Source organism: Arthrobacter sp. Y3224055, assembly GCF_059090825.1.
Genome location: NZ_JBNHGB010000001.1, coordinates 271,487 through 289,733 on the forward strand (window position 1 = coordinate 271,487; position 18,247 = coordinate 289,733).

General features: G+C 69.2%; 21 protein-coding genes and 1 tRNA gene. 8 read left to right on the forward strand and 14 right to left on the reverse strand.

Features of this window, described 5'->3' with window-relative positions:
- Positions 1 to 52: 52 nt before the first annotated feature.
- The 8 genes from rplJ to AC5RTY_RS01345 form a co-directional block, all read right to left on the reverse strand.
- A complete protein-coding gene (rplJ, locus tag AC5RTY_RS01310; RefSeq protein ID WP_494012736.1) occupies positions 53 to 637 on the reverse strand; it encodes a 50S ribosomal protein L10 in 585 nt (194 codons plus the stop codon).
- A gap of 275 nt (positions 638 to 912) precedes the next feature.
- Positions 913 to 1,647 (reverse strand): FadR/GntR family transcriptional regulator, encoded by a 735-nt coding sequence (locus AC5RTY_RS01315; RefSeq protein WP_494138824.1) that lies wholly within the window; start codon positions 1,645 to 1,647, stop codon positions 913 to 915.
- Between the two features lie 119 nt (positions 1,648 to 1,766).
- The gene (locus AC5RTY_RS01320) at positions 1,767 to 2,903 is read right to left on the reverse strand and encodes a GNAT family N-acetyltransferase (RefSeq protein ID WP_494138825.1); all 1,137 of its coding nucleotides are present in this window, start codon (positions 2,901 to 2,903) and stop codon (positions 1,767 to 1,769) included.
- 157 nt (positions 2,904 to 3,060) lie between these two features.
- Entirely contained in the window at positions 3,061 to 3,768 is a 708-nt protein-coding gene (gene rplA / locus AC5RTY_RS01325; protein WP_494000506.1) for a 50S ribosomal protein L1, read from the reverse strand.
- 164 nt (positions 3,769 to 3,932) lie between these two features.
- Positions 3,933 to 4,364 (reverse strand): 50S ribosomal protein L11, encoded by a 432-nt coding sequence (gene rplK / locus AC5RTY_RS01330; protein ID WP_493979247.1) that lies wholly within the window; start codon positions 4,362 to 4,364, stop codon positions 3,933 to 3,935.
- 127 nt (positions 4,365 to 4,491) lie between these two features.
- Positions 4,492 to 5,403 carry a transcription termination/antitermination protein NusG gene (gene nusG / locus AC5RTY_RS01335; protein ID WP_494012738.1) on the reverse strand — a complete coding sequence of 304 codons (912 nt, stop codon included), beginning with the start codon at positions 5,401 to 5,403 and terminating at the stop codon, positions 4,492 to 4,494.
- 91 nt (positions 5,404 to 5,494) lie between these two features.
- Entirely contained in the window at positions 5,495 to 5,764 is a 270-nt protein-coding gene (secE, locus tag AC5RTY_RS01340; RefSeq protein WP_494000508.1) for a preprotein translocase subunit SecE, read from the reverse strand.
- A gap of 116 nt (positions 5,765 to 5,880) precedes the next feature.
- A tRNA-Trp gene (locus AC5RTY_RS01345) sits at positions 5,881 to 5,953 on the reverse strand.
- A 283-nt stretch (positions 5,954 to 6,236) separates the two neighbouring features.
- On the opposite strand from AC5RTY_RS01345, the gene AC5RTY_RS01350 reads away from it, so the two are divergent.
- Entirely contained in the window at positions 6,237 to 7,457 is a 1,221-nt protein-coding gene (locus AC5RTY_RS01350; RefSeq protein ID WP_494012739.1) for a pyridoxal phosphate-dependent aminotransferase, read from the forward strand.
- A 61-nt stretch (positions 7,458 to 7,518) separates the two neighbouring features.
- Here the strand turns inward: AC5RTY_RS01350 and AC5RTY_RS01355 are convergent, their stop codons facing one another.
- The 3 genes from AC5RTY_RS01355 to AC5RTY_RS01365 all read right to left on the reverse strand — a co-directional run bounded on the left by AC5RTY_RS01355 (position 7,519) and on the right by AC5RTY_RS01365 (position 9,976).
- Positions 7,519 to 7,860, reverse strand: coding sequence for a DUF8129 domain-containing protein (locus AC5RTY_RS01355; protein WP_494012740.1), 342 nt, complete (start codon positions 7,858 to 7,860; stop codon positions 7,519 to 7,521).
- Between the two features lie 83 nt (positions 7,861 to 7,943).
- Positions 7,944 to 8,594 carry a LuxR C-terminal-related transcriptional regulator gene (locus tag AC5RTY_RS01360; protein WP_494000511.1) on the reverse strand — a complete coding sequence of 217 codons (651 nt, stop codon included), beginning with the start codon at positions 8,592 to 8,594 and terminating at the stop codon, positions 7,944 to 7,946.
- Positions 8,591 to 9,976, reverse strand: coding sequence for an ATP-binding protein (locus AC5RTY_RS01365; protein ID WP_494012741.1), 1,386 nt, complete (start codon positions 9,974 to 9,976; stop codon positions 8,591 to 8,593). Before AC5RTY_RS01365 ends, AC5RTY_RS01360 begins: the two co-directional genes overlap by 4 nt.
- Before the next feature lie 135 nt (positions 9,977 to 10,111).
- Between AC5RTY_RS01365 and AC5RTY_RS01370 the strand changes: the two genes are divergently transcribed.
- The 6 genes from AC5RTY_RS01370 (at position 10,112) to AC5RTY_RS01395 (ending at position 14,628) form a co-directional block, all read left to right on the forward strand.
- On the forward strand, positions 10,112 to 11,827 hold the full coding sequence (locus AC5RTY_RS01370) for a PspC domain-containing protein (protein WP_494012742.1): 1,716 nt from the start codon (positions 10,112 to 10,114) through the stop codon (positions 11,825 to 11,827).
- Positions 11,824 to 12,042, forward strand: coding sequence for a hypothetical protein (locus AC5RTY_RS01375; protein WP_493980168.1), 219 nt, complete (start codon positions 11,824 to 11,826; stop codon positions 12,040 to 12,042). The genes AC5RTY_RS01370 and AC5RTY_RS01375 overlap by 4 nt, the downstream gene beginning before the upstream one ends.
- Before the next feature lie 138 nt (positions 12,043 to 12,180).
- Complete coding sequence (locus AC5RTY_RS01380) at positions 12,181 to 12,426, forward strand: PspC domain-containing protein (RefSeq protein WP_494012743.1); 246 nt, start codon at positions 12,181 to 12,183, stop codon at positions 12,424 to 12,426.
- A gap of 114 nt (positions 12,427 to 12,540) precedes the next feature.
- On the forward strand, positions 12,541 to 12,732 hold the full coding sequence (locus tag AC5RTY_RS01385; RefSeq protein WP_494139160.1) for a response regulator transcription factor: 192 nt from the start codon (positions 12,541 to 12,543) through the stop codon (positions 12,730 to 12,732).
- A 141-nt stretch (positions 12,733 to 12,873) separates the two neighbouring features.
- Positions 12,874 to 13,902 (forward strand): 6-phosphofructokinase, encoded by a 1,029-nt coding sequence (locus tag AC5RTY_RS01390; protein ID WP_494000520.1) that lies wholly within the window; start codon positions 12,874 to 12,876, stop codon positions 13,900 to 13,902.
- A 21-nt stretch (positions 13,903 to 13,923) separates the two neighbouring features.
- Complete coding sequence (locus AC5RTY_RS01395) at positions 13,924 to 14,628, forward strand: GNAT family N-acetyltransferase (protein WP_494138826.1); 705 nt, start codon at positions 13,924 to 13,926, stop codon at positions 14,626 to 14,628.
- Between the two features lie 10 nt (positions 14,629 to 14,638).
- Here the strand turns inward: AC5RTY_RS01395 and ygfZ are convergent, their stop codons facing one another.
- The 3 genes from ygfZ to AC5RTY_RS01410 all read right to left on the reverse strand — a co-directional run bounded on the left by ygfZ (position 14,639) and on the right by AC5RTY_RS01410 (position 17,340).
- Complete coding sequence (gene ygfZ / locus AC5RTY_RS01400; protein WP_494138827.1) at positions 14,639 to 15,721, reverse strand: CAF17-like 4Fe-4S cluster assembly/insertion protein YgfZ; 1,083 nt, start codon at positions 15,719 to 15,721, stop codon at positions 14,639 to 14,641.
- Positions 15,722 to 15,764: 43 nt separating this feature from the next.
- Positions 15,765 to 16,367: a nitrobindin family protein gene (locus AC5RTY_RS01405; RefSeq protein ID WP_494101682.1), complete on the reverse strand. Its 603-nt coding sequence runs from the start codon at positions 16,365 to 16,367 to the stop codon at positions 15,765 to 15,767.
- A 220-nt stretch (positions 16,368 to 16,587) separates the two neighbouring features.
- Positions 16,588 to 17,340: a hypothetical protein gene (locus tag AC5RTY_RS01410; RefSeq protein WP_494000523.1), complete on the reverse strand. Its 753-nt coding sequence runs from the start codon at positions 17,338 to 17,340 to the stop codon at positions 16,588 to 16,590.
- A 152-nt stretch (positions 17,341 to 17,492) separates the two neighbouring features.
- On the opposite strand from AC5RTY_RS01410, the gene AC5RTY_RS01415 reads away from it, so the two are divergent.
- A complete protein-coding gene (locus AC5RTY_RS01415) occupies positions 17,493 to 18,194 on the forward strand; it encodes a winged helix-turn-helix transcriptional regulator (RefSeq protein ID WP_494000524.1) in 702 nt (233 codons plus the stop codon).
- The last annotated feature ends 53 nt before the right edge of the window (positions 18,195 to 18,247 follow it).

The window sequence follows — 18,247 nt, forward strand, 5'->3', positions numbered from 1 at the left end:
GATAGGTGATGCGGCTGGTGTGTCCGCACCAAGAGTTGGTTGGTGAAGAGTCTTACTGCTCTTCGGCGGCAGCCTCGGCCGGGGCCTCGGTTGCTTCGGCAGCGGGAGCTTCGGCTTCGGCAGCTTCGGCCGGAGCTTCGGCAGCGGCGCCGCCGTTCTCCTCCTGCTTGATGCGCAGCGCATCGAGGGTGCGGGCCAGTGCGGACATCGGCGCCTTGAGGACACCGGCGACGCGGGCCAGCTGGTGCTCGCGGGATTCGAGAGCGGCCAGCGCAGCAACGGCGGTTGCATCCAGGGCCTTGCCCTCGAAGATACCGGTCTTGATGATGAGCTGCGGGTTGGACTTTGCGAAATCCGTCAGGGACTTGGCGGCTGCAACGGCGTCACCCTTGATGAAGGCGATAGCAGTGGGTCCGGAAAGCTGGCCTTCGAACGCGTCGATGCCGGCTTCCTTGGCTGCAATGCCAGTCAGGGTGTTCTTGACGACCGAGAACTTGGTGTCCTGGCCGAGAGAAACACGCAGCTCCTTGAGCTGTGCAACGGTAAGCCCGCGGTATTCGGTTAGGACTGCAGCGCTGGATTCCTTGAAATCGCTGGTGATTTCTTCAACGGCTGCCACCTTGGTTGGCGTTGCCATAACCCTCCTTCCGGGGAATAGTGCCGGTGGTTCGGGTCGCACGCATAAAAAACGCCCCATGCAGGCGCACGGGGCTTGGTTCCCGCACCGGAGTTACGGCGGCGGGGCAATGCTTCGTTCACCTGCGCAGGCCGTCCCGGGCATGGGACTTTCGGTTGAAAACGTAGAGGATTTCAACGACCGACGGTCTTTGGTTCTTCAAGGTTACGGGATCCTGCCGCCGGACGCCAAATCGGCGGCCCGCAGCCGCGCCCACGGCCGCACTCCCGGATGGGTCAGCCGGCGGCCGACCGCAGCGCGGAGGCTCTTGCCGGGCCGGCGGCATCGCCGTCGAGGTCGTCCTGGACCTGGTCCACGTGGTCCTCCATCGCCCGGCGGGCTCCGTCGGCGTCCCCGCTTTCGACGGCGGCGAGTACCCTGCGGTGCATGGCGAGGGTGCGGGTGCGCACGGCCTGCGCCCCAAATGCTTCCCGCCGCGCATCGGCCAGCACCCGGCCCATCGGCACGAAGACCGCCGGAAAGAGGATATTGCCGGACGCCTTGAGGACCCCCGTGTGGAACAGCCGGTCGGCTTCGACGAAGGCATCCGCGTCACCCGCGGTGTCCGCGGCGGCCATCGACTCCAGCTCCCCGCGCAGCAACTCCAGGTCCGCAGCGGTGCGGCGGAGCGCAGCCAGCGCGGCGGCCCCGGACTCGACCAGGCGCCGCACTTCGAGCAACTGCCGCGAGGCGGCGGAGTCGCTCATGCTGTGCGCCGCGGCGCGGACGACGGCCTCGACCGAGGTCCACGACCCGGGCGGATTGATAAAGGTGCCGCGGCCCCGCTGGATGCTGATCACGTTCATCGCCCGCAGCATGGTGAGGGCTTCCCGGACAGTCAGCCGGCTGACCTGCGACCGGGCGGCGATCTCGGCTTCGGTGGGCAGCGCGTCGCCGGGCGCCATCCGGCCGGCGATGATCTGCTCCAGCAGGTCTTCCGCCACCGTGTCAACCAGCGTCCTGCGTTCCATCGGCCCTCCCGCCACACCCGGCAGCATGCCGGCGCGCTGACATCGTAACCGCGACTTCCGGTTACCGGCGCGTAGCATGACGCGCCGGCGACATGTGTACGAACACGTCCGGTACGCCGTCACGCGGCGCGGGCCGGGCGGGTCTCCCCGGCCTGCGGCCCCGGACGCAGCTTCTTCTGCCAGGCGGCCTCGTACCCCGCCGGCGCGAAGCCGAGGGCGGTGTTGATGTCCAGCATGTGGCTGTTTTCGTCGGCGTTCCAGGTGTAGAGCCGGCGCCCCTGCGGCCACGCCTCCGCCACCCGCTGCAGGTTGCGGGCCTTGATCCACAGGCCCAGGCCGTGGCCGCGGTGGGCCCGCAGCACCAACGTGTCCTCCTGGAAGACCACCTCGGGCTGCTCCGGGAAGAATTCCAGCACCGTATGGCCCACCAGCCGGCCGCTGGGCACATGCCCGGCCGCGACCACCAGGCAGCGGCCGCCCTTGCGCCGCAGCTCCTCCTCATGGTGGCGGACGCGGGCGGCATCCCACGCCTCTTCCTCGTAGTCCAGGTCACCCAGCGGGACGTCGGTGCTCATCCGCTGCCGCAGGGCCGCGTACTGGTCCACCCAGTCCGGCGGGCAACTGTCGGCCCACTCGACCAGGCGGTAGTCCGCGCCGGCCTTCCCGGCAGCCGCCGACGCGTGGGCCGCCAGACTGTCCTGGTCGGCGGGGAGCGGCATCCTGCTGCATCGCTCCACCTGTTCGAGCCGGAAGCCGCCGGCCAGCGCGAAGCGCACGGCCGGCGCGGACGCCGGCAGGGCCCCGGACCCGGTCCCCGGCCGGAGCATGTCCGGGCCTCCTGGATCGAATCCGGCAGGATGTTCGCTCCAGGCCTGCAGGGTGGTCCGGCCCCGGCGGGCGGCGCAGGCCTCGGCTTCGGCCAGCAGCCTGCTTCCCACGCCCCGACGCCGGTAGTCGGGATGTACGGCCACAAAGACGTACCCGTTGCGCGGGTTGTCCCGCAGCGACAGCTCGAGCAGGGCGCGCCCGACGTGCCGGTCCCCGTCCCTGGCCGCCCAGAGATACGTCACCGAGTAGTCGTTCGGCCGCGCCCCCTCGAGCCTCACTGCCGGGCTCACCCAGAAATCGTTGTTGCCCCAGATCAGCCCGTTGACCAGGTTGGCCAGCTCGGCGGAGGCGGCAAAGTCCGCACCGCCCGGGCCCTGAAGGGCGGGCGGGATCGGCAGCGGCGCGATCGTGATCGAGGTCGTGGGCATGCGTGCTCCTCGGCGCGAGGCAGTGATTGAGTAGTGCCAATCACACTACTGCATCCCGCCGCGCCGCACTATCTCCCGCTTAAACGGGCTATGGCCGCAGCATCTGCTGCGGCCATAGCCGAAGTGTCCGCCGTTGCCGGCGAACCTGAAGTCCCGGTTAGGCCTCCACGGCCACCTTGGTGACGTTCGGGTCCACGGAGATGCCCGGGCCGAAGGTGGTGGTGATGGTGGCCTTCGCGATGTACCGGCCCTTGGAGGCCGAGGGCTTCAGGCGCAGCACCTCTTCCAGGGCGGCGGCGTAGTTCTCCACCAGCTTGTTGGCGTCGAAGGACACCTTGCCGATGATGAAGTGGAGGTTGGCGTGCTTGTCGACGCGGAAGTCGATCTTGCCGCCCTTGATGTCGTTGACGGCCTTGGTAACGTCCGGGGTCACCGTTCCGGTCTTCGGGTTCGGCATCAGGTTGCGGGGGCCGAGGACCTTGCCCAGGCGGCCGACCTTGCCCATCAGTTCCGGGGTCGCCACGGCGGCGTCGAAGTCGGTCCAGCCGCCCTGGATCTTTTCGATCAGGTCGTCGGAGCCAACGAAGTCGGCGCCCGCGGCGATAGCGGCCTCGGCCTTGTCGCCGGTGGCGAAGACCAGCACGCGGGCGGTCTTGCCGGTGCCGTGCGGCAGGTTCACCGTGCCGCGGACCATCTGGTCTGCCTTGCGCGGGTCGACGCTGAGGCGGAAAGCCACCTCGACGGTCGCGTCGAACTTGGACGGGTTGGTCTCCTTGGCGAGAGTGATTGCCTCGACCGGGGCGTAAACCTTGTCCGCCTCGATCTTGGCTACAGCTGCCTCATATGCTTTGCTGCGCTTTGCCATCTGCTTTTTCTCCTTGTGCAGTTGTGGTCTGCGGACCGCGCCCGGCCCTGCCACAACGACGGCGGTGTTCCCACCTGTGGCGAGCTGTGTCGCCGTCGTTTTGTGAATTGTCTTGGTGAAGGCCTTGCTGGACATCTGTCCTGCGGCCTCCGGGTTGAGGGTGTTTAGCCCTCCACCTCGATGCCCATGGAACGGGCGGTGCCGGCGATGATCTTGGCGGCAGCCTTGATGTCGTTGGCGTTGAGGTCAGCCATCTTGGTGCCGGCGATCTCATCGACCTGCGCCTGGGTCAGCTTCGCAACCTTGTTGGTGTGCGGGGTAGCCGAACCCTTCTGCACGCCTGCGGCCTTCTTGATCAGCTCGGCGGCCGGCGGGGTCTTGGTGATAAAGGTGAAGGAACGGTCTTCGTAGACCGTGATTTCAACCGGGATCACGTTTCCGCGCTGGGATTCCGTGGCGGCGTTGTACGCCTTGCAGAATTCCATGATGTTGACACCGTGCTGACCAAGCGCCGGACCGATCGGCGGGGCCGGGTTGGCGGCGCCTGCCTGGATCTGGAGCTTGATGAGGCCGGTGACCTTTTTCTTGGGGGCCATATCGGGTCCTTCTCTCACATTACGTACCGGCGGCACAGGAGCGTGCCGGCGGTGGTTGGCCGCCATGGCTTGGCGGCCGGCCGTGCGGATTCGGACAAAGCGGGTCCGTATCCGCACGAAGTCTTGGTTAGTGGATCTTGGTGACCTGGCTGAACGAGAGCGTCACCGGGGTTTCGCGCTCGAAGATGGTCACCAGCACCACCAGCTGCTGGGATTCCGGCTTGATTTCGGAAATCGTTGCCGGCAGCGTCTCGAACGGCCCGTCGTTGACGGTGACGGACTCGCCGACCTCGAAGTTGACGGTGATCGGCGTGCTCGGTGCCGTCGACTTGCCCGCAGCCTTGCCGCCGGCTTCCGTCTTGGTGCCCGTGATGGTGTGCTCCAGCATGGAAGCAACTTCCTTCAGGCTCAGCGGCACCGGGTTGTGGGCGTTGCCGACGAACCCGGTCACGCCGGGGGTGTGGCGGACGGCGCCCCATGAGGCGTCGGTCAGGTCCATCCGGACCAGCACGTAACCCGGGATGCGCACGCGCTTGACCAGCTTGCGCGTGGTGTTCTTGATCTCCACGACCTCTTCCATCGGGACCTGGATCTCGTAGATAAAGTCTTCCATGTTCAGGGTCTGGATGCGGGTCTCCAGGTTGACCTTCACACGGTTTTCGTAGCCGGCGTAGGAGTGGATGACGTACCAGTCGCCGGGCTGGCGGCGCAGCTTGGCCCGGAAGGCTTCGAGGGCTTCCTCTTCGGTCTGCTCAACCTCTTCGGCTTCTTCGGCCGGCCCGGTCTCCTCCGGGGCCCCGTCGGCGGCCTCGGCTTCGGTCAGGTCCGCCTCGGCGGCGGCTTCGGCGGCCTCGTCGAGGACGGGGGCGTCGTCGGCGGCCTGGTCAAGCTCGCTCGCCAGATCGGCACCGGCAGCCTCTTCTGCGGCGTCAACGCCAAAAGCCGGCACCTCGTCGGTGCCGGTCCCGGTAACCTGCTCGTCGGCTTCCAGCTCCGCGTTCTCTTCGGAGTTCTGGGCTTCGAGTTCCTGGTCGGACACTTAGCTTCCTGCTTTCTTCTTCAGCTCACTTGACTCGCGGCGGCTTTGCGCCGTCGTCGTATCCATCCGTACGGCTGCCGCAACGCGGACGTTACTGTTCGGGTATGCCGTCTCCGAAGACGAAGAACGCGCCCTGGCCGAAAACCAGATCCAGTGCCGTGACGATCAACATCATGACCGCCACAAAAGCGATCACCACCAGCGTGTAGTTCAGCAATTCCTTGCGGGTCGGCGTGACGACCTTTTTGAGTTCGGCAACGACCTGGCGGACAAACAAAATGATCCGGGCGAAGAGACCGCGCTTCTCGGTCTTTCGTCCGGTGGGGCGTCCCTGGGGACTGCTGGAAGACGTATCGGTCAACCTGGCCTCACTCATTCTGTCCGGTGTCCGGCCCCCGGACGGCCTCGGCCGGCCTGGACCGCTGCTTCGTGCTGGGATGCTGAACTGCTGCAGTCTATGTCTGCGGCGGTTCTGCGCAGGGCAGACAGGACTCGAACCTGCAACCTGCGGTTTTGGAGACCGCTGCGCTACCAATTGCGCCACTACCCTATGGAGCCGAATACCGCCGGATGCCCCGCCGCGCGGGCATGGAACATCATGGCGTTTTCAACACCGAAGATCCAGTTTACGCCAGCGATGCGCCGACGTCGAACCGAACCCCGTTTGCCGCCCACAAGGCGACTGATCCATTATGCAACATTTCCGCCGGCCCGCTGACCAAGGGGCCGTGCGGGCACCCGGCAACGGGCCGTACCTCCGACGGGCTGCACCCGGACTCGGCCTGCACCTAGACTAGGGAACAGTCCTACACGCTACTGAAGACGGGAACACCATGCCTGCCAACGCCCGCGTCTCCCGGCGCATTGCGTCCATCGCCGAATCCGCCACCCTCGCCGTCGATGCCAAGGCAAAAGCGCTGAAGGCTGCCGGGCGCCCGGTGATCGGCTTCGGGGCGGGCGAACCGGACTTCCCGACCCCGGACTACATCGTGGAGGCCGCCATCGAGGCCGCGCGCCAGCCGCGCTTCCACCGCTACTCCCCCGCCGGCGGCCTGCCCGAACTGAAGCAGGCCATCGCGGACAAGACGCTGCGCGATTCCGGCTACCGGGTGGACCCGGCCCAGGTGCTGGTGACCAACGGCGGCAAGCAGGCCGTGTACGAATCCTTCGCCACCTTGTTGGATCCGGGCGACGAGGTCCTGGTCCCCACGCCGTTCTGGACCACCTACCCCGAGGCGATCCGGCTGGCCGGCGGCGTCCCGGTGGAGGTCTTCGCCGGGCCGGAGCAGGGCTATCTGGTCACCGTCGACCAGCTCGAAGGCGCGCTGACCGACAAAACCAAGGTGCTGCTCTTCGTCTCCCCGTCCAACCCGACCGGTGCCGTCTACCAGCCGGAACAGGTTGCCGAGATCGGCCGGTGGGCCGCGTCCAAGGGCCTGTGGGTCATCACCGACGAGATCTACGAGCACCTCACCTACGACGGCGTGCCCTTCACCTCCATCGCGACGGCCGCGCCGGAGCTGGGCGACAAAGTCGTCATCCTCAACGGCGTGGCCAAGACCTACGCCATGACCGGCTGGCGGGTGGGCTGGATGATCGGCCCGAAGGACGTGGTCAAGGCCGCCACCAATATGCAGTCCCACGCCACCTCCAACGTGGCCAATGTGTCCCAGATGGCGGCGCTGGCCGCCGTGTCCGGACCGCTGACCGCGGTGGACGAGATGAAGGTTGCCTTCGACCGGCGCCGCAAGGCCATGGTCGAGGGCCTGAACGCCATCGCCGGCGTCGAATGCCCGACGCCGGAGGGCGCGTTCTACGCCTACGCCGACGTCCGCGGGCTGCTGGGCAAGGAATTCCCGACGGCGGACGGCACCATCCGTCCGGCGACCTCCGCCGAGCTCGCCTCGCTGATCCTCGACGAGGTCGAGGTCGCCGTCGTTCCCGGCGAGGCCTTCGGGCCGTCCGGCTTCGTGCGGTTGTCCTACGCCCTTGGCGACGAAGACCTGGCCACCGGCGTCGGCCGGCTGCAGGATTTCCTGGCGAAGGCCAAGTAGCCGCCCGAAACGGTGCCGGCCGGACTGCCCAGGGGCAGCCCGGCCGGCCGTGGCGTTCCGGCTACTTTTCCGGCTGGGACTGGTGGGCCGGATTGCCGTGGAACGGCGGCACGACCCGTGGGCCCGAGGTTTCCGGCTGCGCCGCGGAGCCGCCTTGGCTTCCGCCGACCTCGGGCATGTCCGGCACCGTGGTGCCGCTTGGCTCTGCTCCGGCACGCAACTCCTCGAGCCGGCGCTCAAGGACCTGGACGACCGGGAGCCGGTTTCCATGCTCCCGCTCGTAGGTCAGGAGCTCCGTCATTCCCTGCTCGTCCAGCCCGGTGATCCGGGTCGGGAGCGTGCCCAGGGGTATGTGGTCGTAGTCCGGCAGCGGAAGTTCGTCGTGCCGTGGGGAGTCGGTCATGAATCCTCCTGCGCTCGTCGGTCCTGACAGTTCCCCCAAGCTACCACCGGCGCCTGGGGGTACGACAGGGCCCGGTGCCCCTGCTATAGGATCCGGCGGTCAACAGCCCAGCGGGTCAGTTCGTGCCGGGAGGACAGCTGGAGCTTGCGCAGCACGGACGAGACGTGCGTTTCGACGGTCTTAATGGAGATGAACAGTTCCTTGGCTACTTCCTTGTACTGGTAGCCGCGGGCGATGAGCCGCATGACCTCCAGTTCGCGCGCGGAGAGCTTGTCCAGTTCGTCGTCAACGTTGGCTACGGCTGCGGTGCCGAAGGCGTCCAGGACGAACCCGGCCAGCCGCGGCGAGAAGGCAGCGTCGCCTCCGGCCACGCGCTCCACGGCGTCGGATATTTCGGCGCCGGAGATTGTCTTGGTGACGTACCCGCGGGCGCCGGCCCGGATGACGGTGACGACGTCTTCGGCGGAGTCGGACACGCTCAGCGCCAGGAATTTGGTCTCCGCCAGCAGGTCGGCGCAGCCCGCGACAACCTCGGCCCCGCCGCCGCCCCTGCCTCCGGGCAGGTGCACGTCCAGGAGGACGACCGCGGGCCGCTGCTCGTGGATGGCCGCGATCGCTTGCTCCACGGTCGCGGCCTCGGCGACCACCTCGATCCGCCCGTCCAGGTCCGCTTTCAAGCCGGAACGGAAGATGGCGTGGTCGTCGACGACGACCACGCGGATGGGTTCGGTCACGATGCGGTTCCTTCCTGGGGGTGCTGCAGGCTGAGATGGACTTCGGTGCCGCTGCCGGTGTTGCGGATTTTTGCCTGGCCGCCGTGCCGCTCCATCCGGCCGATCAGTGATTCGCGCACGCCCATCCGGTCCGGCGGCACGGCGGCGGGCTCGAACCCGGGACCGCGGTCCCGGACGAAGATTTCGCTGCTGCCCGGCGTGCATTCAACGTAGACGGAGATGGGGCCGCCGGCGTGCTTCGCCGCGTTCTGCACCGCCTCCCGGGTGGCATGCACCAGGACCTCGTGCCGGTCGGTCATGTCGCTGTCGCCCACGGCGACGACGTCCACGGGATGCCCGTAGGCGTCTTCGATTTCCGCGGCCACCGCCTTCACGCGGTCCACCAGGTTGCCCTCTTCCTGCCGCCTGTCCCGGTAGAGCCATTCGCGCAGTTCCCGTTCCTGGGCGCGGGCCAACCGGGTGACGTCGTGTTCCGAACCGGCGCGGTTCTGGATCAGGGCGAGCGTCTGCAGCACCGAATCGTGCAGGTGCGCGGCGATCTCCGCGCGTTCGGTTTCCCGGATCCGGCCGGAGCGTTCCGTCTCCAGGTCCCGCCAGTACTTCAGCACCCACGGCGCCAAAACCAGCAGGACCCCGGCCAGGACGGCCAGCGAGGCAAACAGCGTGGGCCACATGGCCTCCCAGGTAATCGAACCGGACACCATGGTGACGATGCCGGCCACCACCAGGACCAGCCCGGCCAGCAACCGCACGGCGCCTTGCGCCCCGGTCGCCCCGGCGCGGTCCATCAGGCCGCTGCGCCGGGAATCATCCAGCTGCATCCACGCGATCACCGCGCCGGCCGCGATGGCGAGGACCGGCAGCCAGGTCCCCCACGGCAGGTTGATGCCCGCCAGTTGGGCGACGACGGCGCCGCCCGCGAGGACCAGGGCCGCGCCGATCAGGATTTCCTTGCCGCCGCCGCGCTGCATCAGCCGCGGGGCGCCGACCGCGGCCTGCGGAAGCGCTCCGGGTTGCCCGCCCGGGCGGCGCGGGGGCGGGCCGGGCTGCGCGACGGGGCGGCCCACCGGCAGGCCGGCCGCCTGCACGACCGGCCGGCCGTTCCCCTCCTGGCCGGGACGGGGCGGGCCGAATCCCCGTGCGAAGTTCTCGGCGATGCCGCGGGGATTGAAGGCGCGCTCGGCTGCCAGGGCCTCGTCGGCCGCGGTCGGCACCAGCAGCCAAAGCCAGACATAGAGCAGCACACCCGCTCCCCCGGCGATCGCCAGGACCACCATGCCGACCCGGACGATCCCGACCGAGGTGCCCAGGTGCCGGGCCAGGCCGGTACACACGCCCGCGATAATGCGGTCCTCGGTGGAGCGGACGAGTGGTTCTCTCATGGGTCAATCCAAGCACGCGCGGGCGCACCCGACCTACCGGGTGGCGCCGAATCAGGGGAACCCGGCCGGCCGGTCAGGGAAGGGTCAGGGTGGCACCCCATAGAGGAGCGGGCTGCCGGTTGGAATGATCAAACCATGACCTCACACGCACCGAGCCCGTCGGATAACGACGGCAGCGACCGAACAGACGAACCGGACCAGCAACCGGCAGTTCCCGAATCCGGGCAGGAATCCGCCCCGGCAGCGCCCCAGGCGCCCGTTCCCGACGAGCCCCGGACCGTCCAGGCGGCAGAGGACGACGACGCACCCGCCAATCCGACCCAGCCCATCCTTCCGGGCACCAACCCCACCCTGCCGCTGGGCGCGGGCCACCACGATCCCGGCTACGCAAACGCGGCCGGGGCCGACGGGACCGGTTACGCCGGCCGTGACGGAGGCGGCGGCAACTTCCCGCCGCCTCCGGGCAGCGCCGGCGCTTACCCCCCGCCGCCCGCCGGCGGCTTCCCCGCGCACAGCAACGCGTTCTTCAGCTGGTTCCGCAACCTCGGCGTTTCCCGCGGGCAGGACCGCTGGATCGGCGGGGTGGCCTCCGGCGTCGCACACCGGATCGGGCTGGACCCGATCCTGGTCCGCGGGCTGTTCATCCTGCTCGCCGTCTTCGGCGGCATCGGCGTGCTGCTCTACGGCGTGGCCTGGGCCCTGCTGCCCGAGCCGGACGGCCGGATCCATGCGGAAGAAGCCGGCCGCAGCAACTGGACGGCAGGCATGACCGGCGCGGTGATCTTCACGGCCCTCGGCGTGTTCAGCCGCCCGTTCAGCTGGATCTTCGGGTTCAACAACGACGGCGGCTGGGGCTTCGGCGGCTTCGTCTGGGCCGTGATCTGGCTGGGCGCGGTGGGGTTCTTCATCTACTGGCTCGCCACGCGCAACAAGGCAGGCGCACCGGATTCGGCACCGACCGGAGCGGACGGCTTCCCGCCTGCGCCGGCCACCGGCAGCGGTACCTCCGCCTACTACGGCGCCCCCGGCACCTCCGGCACCACCGGCGCCGCCTACGGTTCGACGCCGGCTTCCGCGACCGGATACGGCAACGCGGGCCACGGCGGCCAGCAGGGCCCGCCGCGGCAGGCCTATCCGCAGCCGCGCCCGTATCCCCAGCCCGCGCCGCGGCCCTACAAGCCCGCCCCCCGCGGCCCCTCGGGTGCGGCCATCGCCCTGACCCTGGGCGCCGCCATGCTGGCCGCCGGCGTGGTCCTGGGGCTCAACGCGCTGGAATTCGTTGAGCTGGGCCGGAATGTCGTGCCCGTCGCCATCGCCGCGGCGCTGGTCGTGATCGGCATCGGCGTCGTGGTGCTGGGCGCCGTCGGCCGAACCTCCGGCGTCCTCGGTTTCCTGGCCGCGGTGGGACTGGTCCTGGCGCTGGCCTTCTCCGCGGGAACGCAGTGGACGGCCTCCAACTACGCCATCGCCTCCAGCCGCACCTGGACCTCGACCGCGACCCCGGCCCAGGGTGACGGCTACAGCGTCGTGGCCGGCGACGGCACCGTGGACCTGCGCGCCGTCTCCGGTTCCCGTTTCGGCGGCCCGGTCGTCGTCCCGGTCAACGCCGTGGCCTCCTCCATCACCGTCATCATCCCCGACGACGTCCCGGTGAAGGTGGAAACGCAGATGGCGCTGGGCAACGTCGAATACGTCACCGGCGCGGACAGCGGCCGGCAGTCCGGGTTCTGGCAGCCGGGAAGCTACACCATCAACGACGACGGCGGAGCGCCGGAAATCGTCCTGGCCGTCCGGGGCGTGGCCAGCAACGTCGACATCGTGACCGTCAGCGAACTGGAGGAAATCCGATGAGCAGCCAACTGAACCGCGACCAGGATCGCCGTCCCCGCGTCGGCACCATCATCTGGGGCTTGATCGCCGTGGCCGTCGGCCTGCTGGTGCTCGCCGGGACCTGGTGGGACATCAGCTTCAACTGGGCCTACGTGATGATCGCCCTGCTGATCGGCTCCGGCATCGCCCTGGTGGTCGCCGGCGTCCTGAGCGCCACCCGCAACCGGGACCGCTAACCCGGGACCGCCAGCCCAAGGACCGACAGGACCACACCCCCACCCAGACCGACAACGAAGGCGGCCCGCGCCACCCGCGCGGGCCGCCTTCGACGAACCGGCAGTGACAACAGCTCCCGAACACGAAAGCATGGTGCCATGGATACCTTCTACCGAGTGCTCCGCTCCAGCCCCGTCCGCCGCGGCCCCGACCGCTGGGTCGCCGGCATTTGCGGCGGCATCGCCGCCAGGTTCGGCTGGGACGTGATGTGGGTGCGGATCGCCACCTTGCTGGTCTTCCTGTTCCCCGGCGTCGGCATCGGCACCTACCTGGTGTTGTGGCTGCTGCTGCCGAAGTACGACGGCAGCATCGCGCTGGAGAAGCTGCTCGCCCGCAAATCCTGATCCGCTGTCCACCGGCCGGAGGACAAGAGAGTCGGCAGGACGGACGTTCCGGCCACGGTAGGGGCGAAACGGTCCTGGCTGGTCTCCCGGCTGCGCTCGCCCGCGCCGCCGGCGCTGTCGGCCCGGGAGACCGAGGTGCTGGGGGCCGTGGCCGACGGCCTGAGCAACCCGGAAATCGCCGCCCGGCTGTTCATCGCCGAGACCACGGTGAAGAAGCACCTGCTGCGGATCTTCGCCAAGCTCGACGTCGACGACCGCACGCGCGCCGTCGTCGTCGCCATGCAGCACGGCCTGCTGCCCGCCTGAGGCGCCGTCCCGCCCGGCAGGGCTCCCCGCCGCCGGAGCCGCTCGCGGCCGGAATGACTCGGGCCCCGGTTCCTGCATAGGATTGAGGCGGGCTCAATGGGGTGCTCGCGCCGACCGGCCAGCAACCGAGAAGGAGTACCCATGAGGATTGGCATCATGACCAGCGGCGGGGATTGCCCCGGCCTGAATGCAGTGATCCGCGGCATCGTGCTCAAGGGCATCACCGCGCACGGGCACGAGTTTGTCGGCTTCCGCGACGGCTGGCGCGGCGTGCTGGAGGGCGACATCATGGAACTGCCGCGGCACCAGGTGCGCGGCATCTCCAAGCAGGGCGGCACGATCCTGGGCACCTCGCGCACCAACCCGTTCGAGGGCCCCAACGGCGGGCCGGAGAAGATCCAGCAGACGCTGGACCGGCTGGGCGTGGACGCGGTGATCGTGATCGGCGGCGAGGGCACCCTGGCCGGCGCCTACCGGCTCACCCAAAGCGGGCTGAAGATCGTCGGCGTGCCCAAGACCATCGACAACGATCTGGAAGCCACCGACTACACCTTCGGTTTCGACACCGCGGTGCAGATCGCCACCGAGGCGATCGACCGGCTGCGCACCACCGGCGAATCGCACCACCGCTGCATGATCGCCGAGGTGATGGGCCGCAACGTGGGCTGGATCGCGCTGCACGCGGGCATGGCCACCGGCGCGCACGCCATCCTGATCCCCGAGCAGAGCGTGAGCATGGACCAGGTATCCGACTGGGTGCTGCACGCGCAGAAGCGCGGCCGCGCGCCGCTGGTGGTGGTGGCCGAGGGCTGGGTGCCCGACGGCGAACTGGGCCCGCACGCCGAGCGCGGCGTGGACAGTTTCGGGCGGCCGAGGCTCGGGGGCATCGGCGAGCGGCTGGCCCCCGAACTGGAGGCCCGCACCGGGATCGAAACCCGCGCCACCACGCTGGGGCACATCCAGCGCGGCGGGGTCCCCTCCGGCTACGACCGCGTGCTGGCCACCCGCCTGGGCATGGCAGCCGTGGACTCGGTGGTGGAGAAGCGCTGGGGATCCATGGTGGCACTGAAGGGCACGGACGTCGTGCACGTGGGCTTCGAGTCGGCGCTGAACAATCTAAAAACCGTCCCCCAGCATCGTTACGACGAGGCAAGGGTTCTCTTCGGCTAAGCGTTCAGTAGTGTGGCAGGTATGCGATTGGACGCAGGGACGGCTGACATTGTGCTGCTGGCGTGGGCGCGGTTGCTCGGATTCTCCGACAACGCCTTCACCGCGGCCGGCGACCGGCTGACCAGGATCAACGAGGACGCCGGGACGCTCACCTTCGTGCGCTTGTTCGGCCGCTCAGCGCTGGTGGGACCGGAATGGGCCCTCGCCGCGGCCGCCCGGTACTCGGACGACGACCTGGCCGAACACCAGACGCTGATGCTGCTGAGCCGGGAGCACGGCGGGCACGGGCTGGGCAAGGCCGTGCTGTCTTACGCCGAAGACCTGCCGGTGGTCCAGCCCGAACGGGAGGCCCTGGTGTCCACCGCGGGCAGCGACGTCGCCCGGCTGGAAGACAGGTGCCCGCCCGATGACACGCACGAAGCGGCGCTGGCCGGCATGGACAAGTCGTTCGTGCTGCTGGACGGCAGCACCCCGATGGCCGGCGCCGGCTACCAGGAGTGGCAGCAGATCCTCGGCCACGTTGGCGTGCTGACCGCCCCCGCCTACCGGCGCCGCGGAGCCGGCGCGTTGATCGCGGCGATCGCCGGCCACGAGGCGCTCTCCTCCGGACTCATTCCGCAGTGGCGCTCGCACGAAGAGAACAGGGCCTCCCGCGCGCTGGCCGCGAGCCTGGGATTCTGGGACGCGGGCACGCAGACCTCGGTGATTCTGCAGAAGCGGAACTGACGACTGCGGCTTAGCGCGGCGGGCGCAGGAACCCGGTCTGGCGGCCGACCACCTGGCCGGCATCGGGAGTGACAATCACTTCCTGGGCGGCGTCGTAGCTCTCGCCGTCGTCCAGCACGGTCAGCTGCGCCTGCGGATCGACCGAGCGCTTGACCACGGCCAGCGCAATCGGTCCCATCTCGTAGTGTTGCGCCGCGGACGTGACCGCCCCGACGCGCTTGTCGCCGAGCATCACGTCGCTGCCCGGGACCGGCAGCGTGTGCTGCGAGCCGTCCAGCTGCAGGAACACCAGCCGGCGCGGCGGGCGGCCCAGGTTGTGCACGCGGGCGATGGTTTCCTGGCCCTTGTAGCAGCCCTTCTCCAGGTGCACGGCGGTGCGGATGAGGTCCAGTTCGTGCGGGATGGTCTTCTCGTCGGTCTCCGCCCCGACCCGTGGCCGCCACGCGGCGATCCGCAGCGCCTCGGCGGCCCAGACCCCGGCCAGCTGCAGCCCGGAGACGGCCGCTTCCAGGTCGGCCGCCGGCAGCAGGTATTCGTACCAGGACCGTTCCAGGCCGGGGTGCTTGGGTTCCTCGATGCCGGTGTAGGCATAGCCGCCGGCACCGATCTGCGGCCACGGATCCTGCCACACGAGGCGCCCCTCGAAGGCCGGGACCGGCCTGACCGAACCCACCACGGCCCAGTCGGCGGAGACATCGGCAACCTCTACCCGCAGCATGAACTTCATTCTGTCCAGCCATGCGGCCAGCGGCGCCGCCTCGAAGGATTCGACGATCAGCCAGGTGCGTTCGCCGTCGTCGACGATGCGGGCGTCGTATTCGATCCGGCCCTGCACGGTGAGCAGCAGCGCTTCGCTGGACTGGCCCGGCTTCAGGTTCAGCAGCAGCTGCGAGGAGAGCGTGTTCAGCCAGCTCAGCCGGTCTTCGCCGGCCACCGTCACCACCCCGCGGTGGGAAAGGTCCGTGACGGCCTCGCCGCGGGCCAGGGCGCGCTGTTCGCGCAGCGGGTCGGAGTAGTGGGCGGCGACGCCGGCGTCGGCCCCGGAGGCTTCGACGGCGCCGTGTTGCAGGAGCAAAGGGCTGCGGTAGGTCATACCGGCGTCAACTCCCGGCGGCCGTGCCAAATTCCCTCCCCGGTCAGGCGCGCTTGGCCAGGATCGCCGAGGCGTGCGGGGCCAGGTCCTTGCCCTTGGCCTCGGCCACGTCCCAGCGCCAGTAAAGATCGTTGTTGACCAGGCCGAAGATGCGCGTGGCCGCACTGTAGTCCTTGGACTGCGAACCGCGCATCACCATGTCGGTGCTCAGCTGCACGCGGGGGCCCTTGATCTGCCCGTAGTAGAGCTCGGAGATACCGCCCGGGTGCACGATGGTCGCGGTGATATCGAAGCCGCCGTCGGCGTTGCGCAGCTCTTCGACCTCGTCCGCGGACTTCAGGGCCGGCACGATTTCGGCGGGGACCAGGCCCGGCCCGACGTCGGCGTCGTTGAGCTTGCGGTCCAGTGCCCAAAAGCCGGTTTCCACGGACAGCGGGCGCAGCCGGTTGCCATCCTCGTCGGTCAGCCAGCTCTCGGCGGTGTACTGCAGGTAGGGCAGGCCGTTCTGCGTGAACGTGGCCTTCTGGACGAAATGTTCGTCCCCCTCCTCGCCCGCACCCAACCGGCCGGCACCTTCCCAGGTACCCAGCAGCCAGGACAGCGGCACCAGTTCCGGGGTCAGCTCCGTCGGGAGTTCAATCGGCATCGTTAAGCTTTGGTCGCTTACTTCTGGCCCTTGAACAGGCGGTAAACCACCAGCGAGGCAAAGCCCGCGATGCCAAGGCCGGCGAGGACCAGCAGGGACAGGTAGAAAATTTCAAGACCGAGATACGACATGGCTCCATAGTAACGGCCCCGGCCGCAGGATGCCTGCCCATGACGCCGGCCCGCACTGTGACCTCGCTCATTAGGCGGCCCCGCTCATTTCAGCGCAGCAGCATCCGCTCCAGGAAGTAGACCAGCGACCCGGCGGCCATGACCGGGGCAGCGCCGACGGCGAGCATCGCCGGCAGCCGGGTGGGACCGCCGTCGGCCAGCACGAGCCGGCGGAAACTGACCAGGATGATGCCGGCGACGGCGCCCACCGCCGCGGCGGGCAGCATGTGGACGGTGGAGAACAAGGGGGCGGCCAGGGCCCCTGCCAGCGGGGCCAGGACCACGCCCAGCGGCGCGACGATCCGGTCGGGCCAGGGCAGCAGGCAGACGCCGATGGCCACCAGCATGCTGATCCCGGTCACCAGCATCATTCCGCCGTTGTTTGCATTGGCCGAGAGCCGGTCGGCGGCCACCCAGCCGGCGCCCAGCGAGGTGAGCACCAGGCCGGCGCTGGCGCCGAAGGTCGATTCGAGCCGCCGGGGCTGGCCGGTGCCGCGGAGCAGCTGGATCAGGAAGACGGCCATCACGCCGAGCGCAATCACCACGGCCATCCAGAGCAGCGGCATGCCGGCGGGCGCGATCCCGGCGAGCACCGCCGTCGCAATCCCGGCCAGGGAGATGACGGCGGCAAGGGTCTTCTTGGCGGGCACGCCCAGCAACACCGGCCAGCCGATCCCGATCACCACCGCGGCGACGCATACCGCCGCCGTCAGCACCGGGAGGGAGAGGTAGGAGGCGCCGATGACGGCGCACAGTACGGCGGCAGCGGCTGCGGCGACGATCCACGTTTTCACGCTAGTCATACTGCCCTATGACGCAGGGGCGGGGCGAGAAACCGCGGCCCGGCGGGGCGCGGCGCTATACTTATGCCACCGTCCGGCAGGCTGCGCCTGCGCGTGTGAGGACCTGCCGGGCCCGGCCCGATGATGTGCGCCGCGAAACCCCTGGAGGAACCATGCCGCACATTCTGCTGTTGACCAACAGTTCCGGCTCGTCGATCGACGTCCTGCCCGCCCTCGAGCTGCTGAACCACAAGGTCCACATCCTGCCGGCCGAACCGACCGCCCTGCTGGAAACCGACCCGGCCGACGTGGTCATGGTTGACGCCCGTAAGGACCTGGCCGGGGCGCGCTCGCTCACCCAGTTGCTGAAGGCCACCGGCCTGGGGGCACCGCTGATGCTGGTGCTCACCGAAGGCGGCATGGCCGCCGTCAGCGCCAACTGGCTTGCCGACGACGTGGTGCTGGCAACCGCCGGACCGGCCGAAGTCGAGGCGCGGCTGCGGTTGGTCATCGCCCGCGCCCGTGCCGGCGACCAGGACACCCGCACGGAGATCCACGCATCCGGCGTGGTGATCGACGAGGCCAGCTACAGCGCGCGCGTCGGCGGACAGCCGCTGAACCTGACCTACAAGGAATTCGAACTGCTCAAGTACCTGGCCCAGCACCCAGGCCGGGTGTTCACCCGCGACCAGCTGCTGCACGAGGTCTGGGGCTACGACTACTACGGCGGCACGCGCACGGTCGACGTGCATGTGCGGCGGCTGCGGGCGAAGCTGGGCCCGGACCACGAGCAGCTGATCGGCACGGTCCGCAACGTCGGCTACCGGTTCACGCTGGTACGCGAGGCGGAAGAAGAACCCAGCGGCGTCGGCTGAGGCGGCCCGGTCTGCGCCGGACCGCGGCGCCCTCCCGCCGCCGGAGGCCGCTC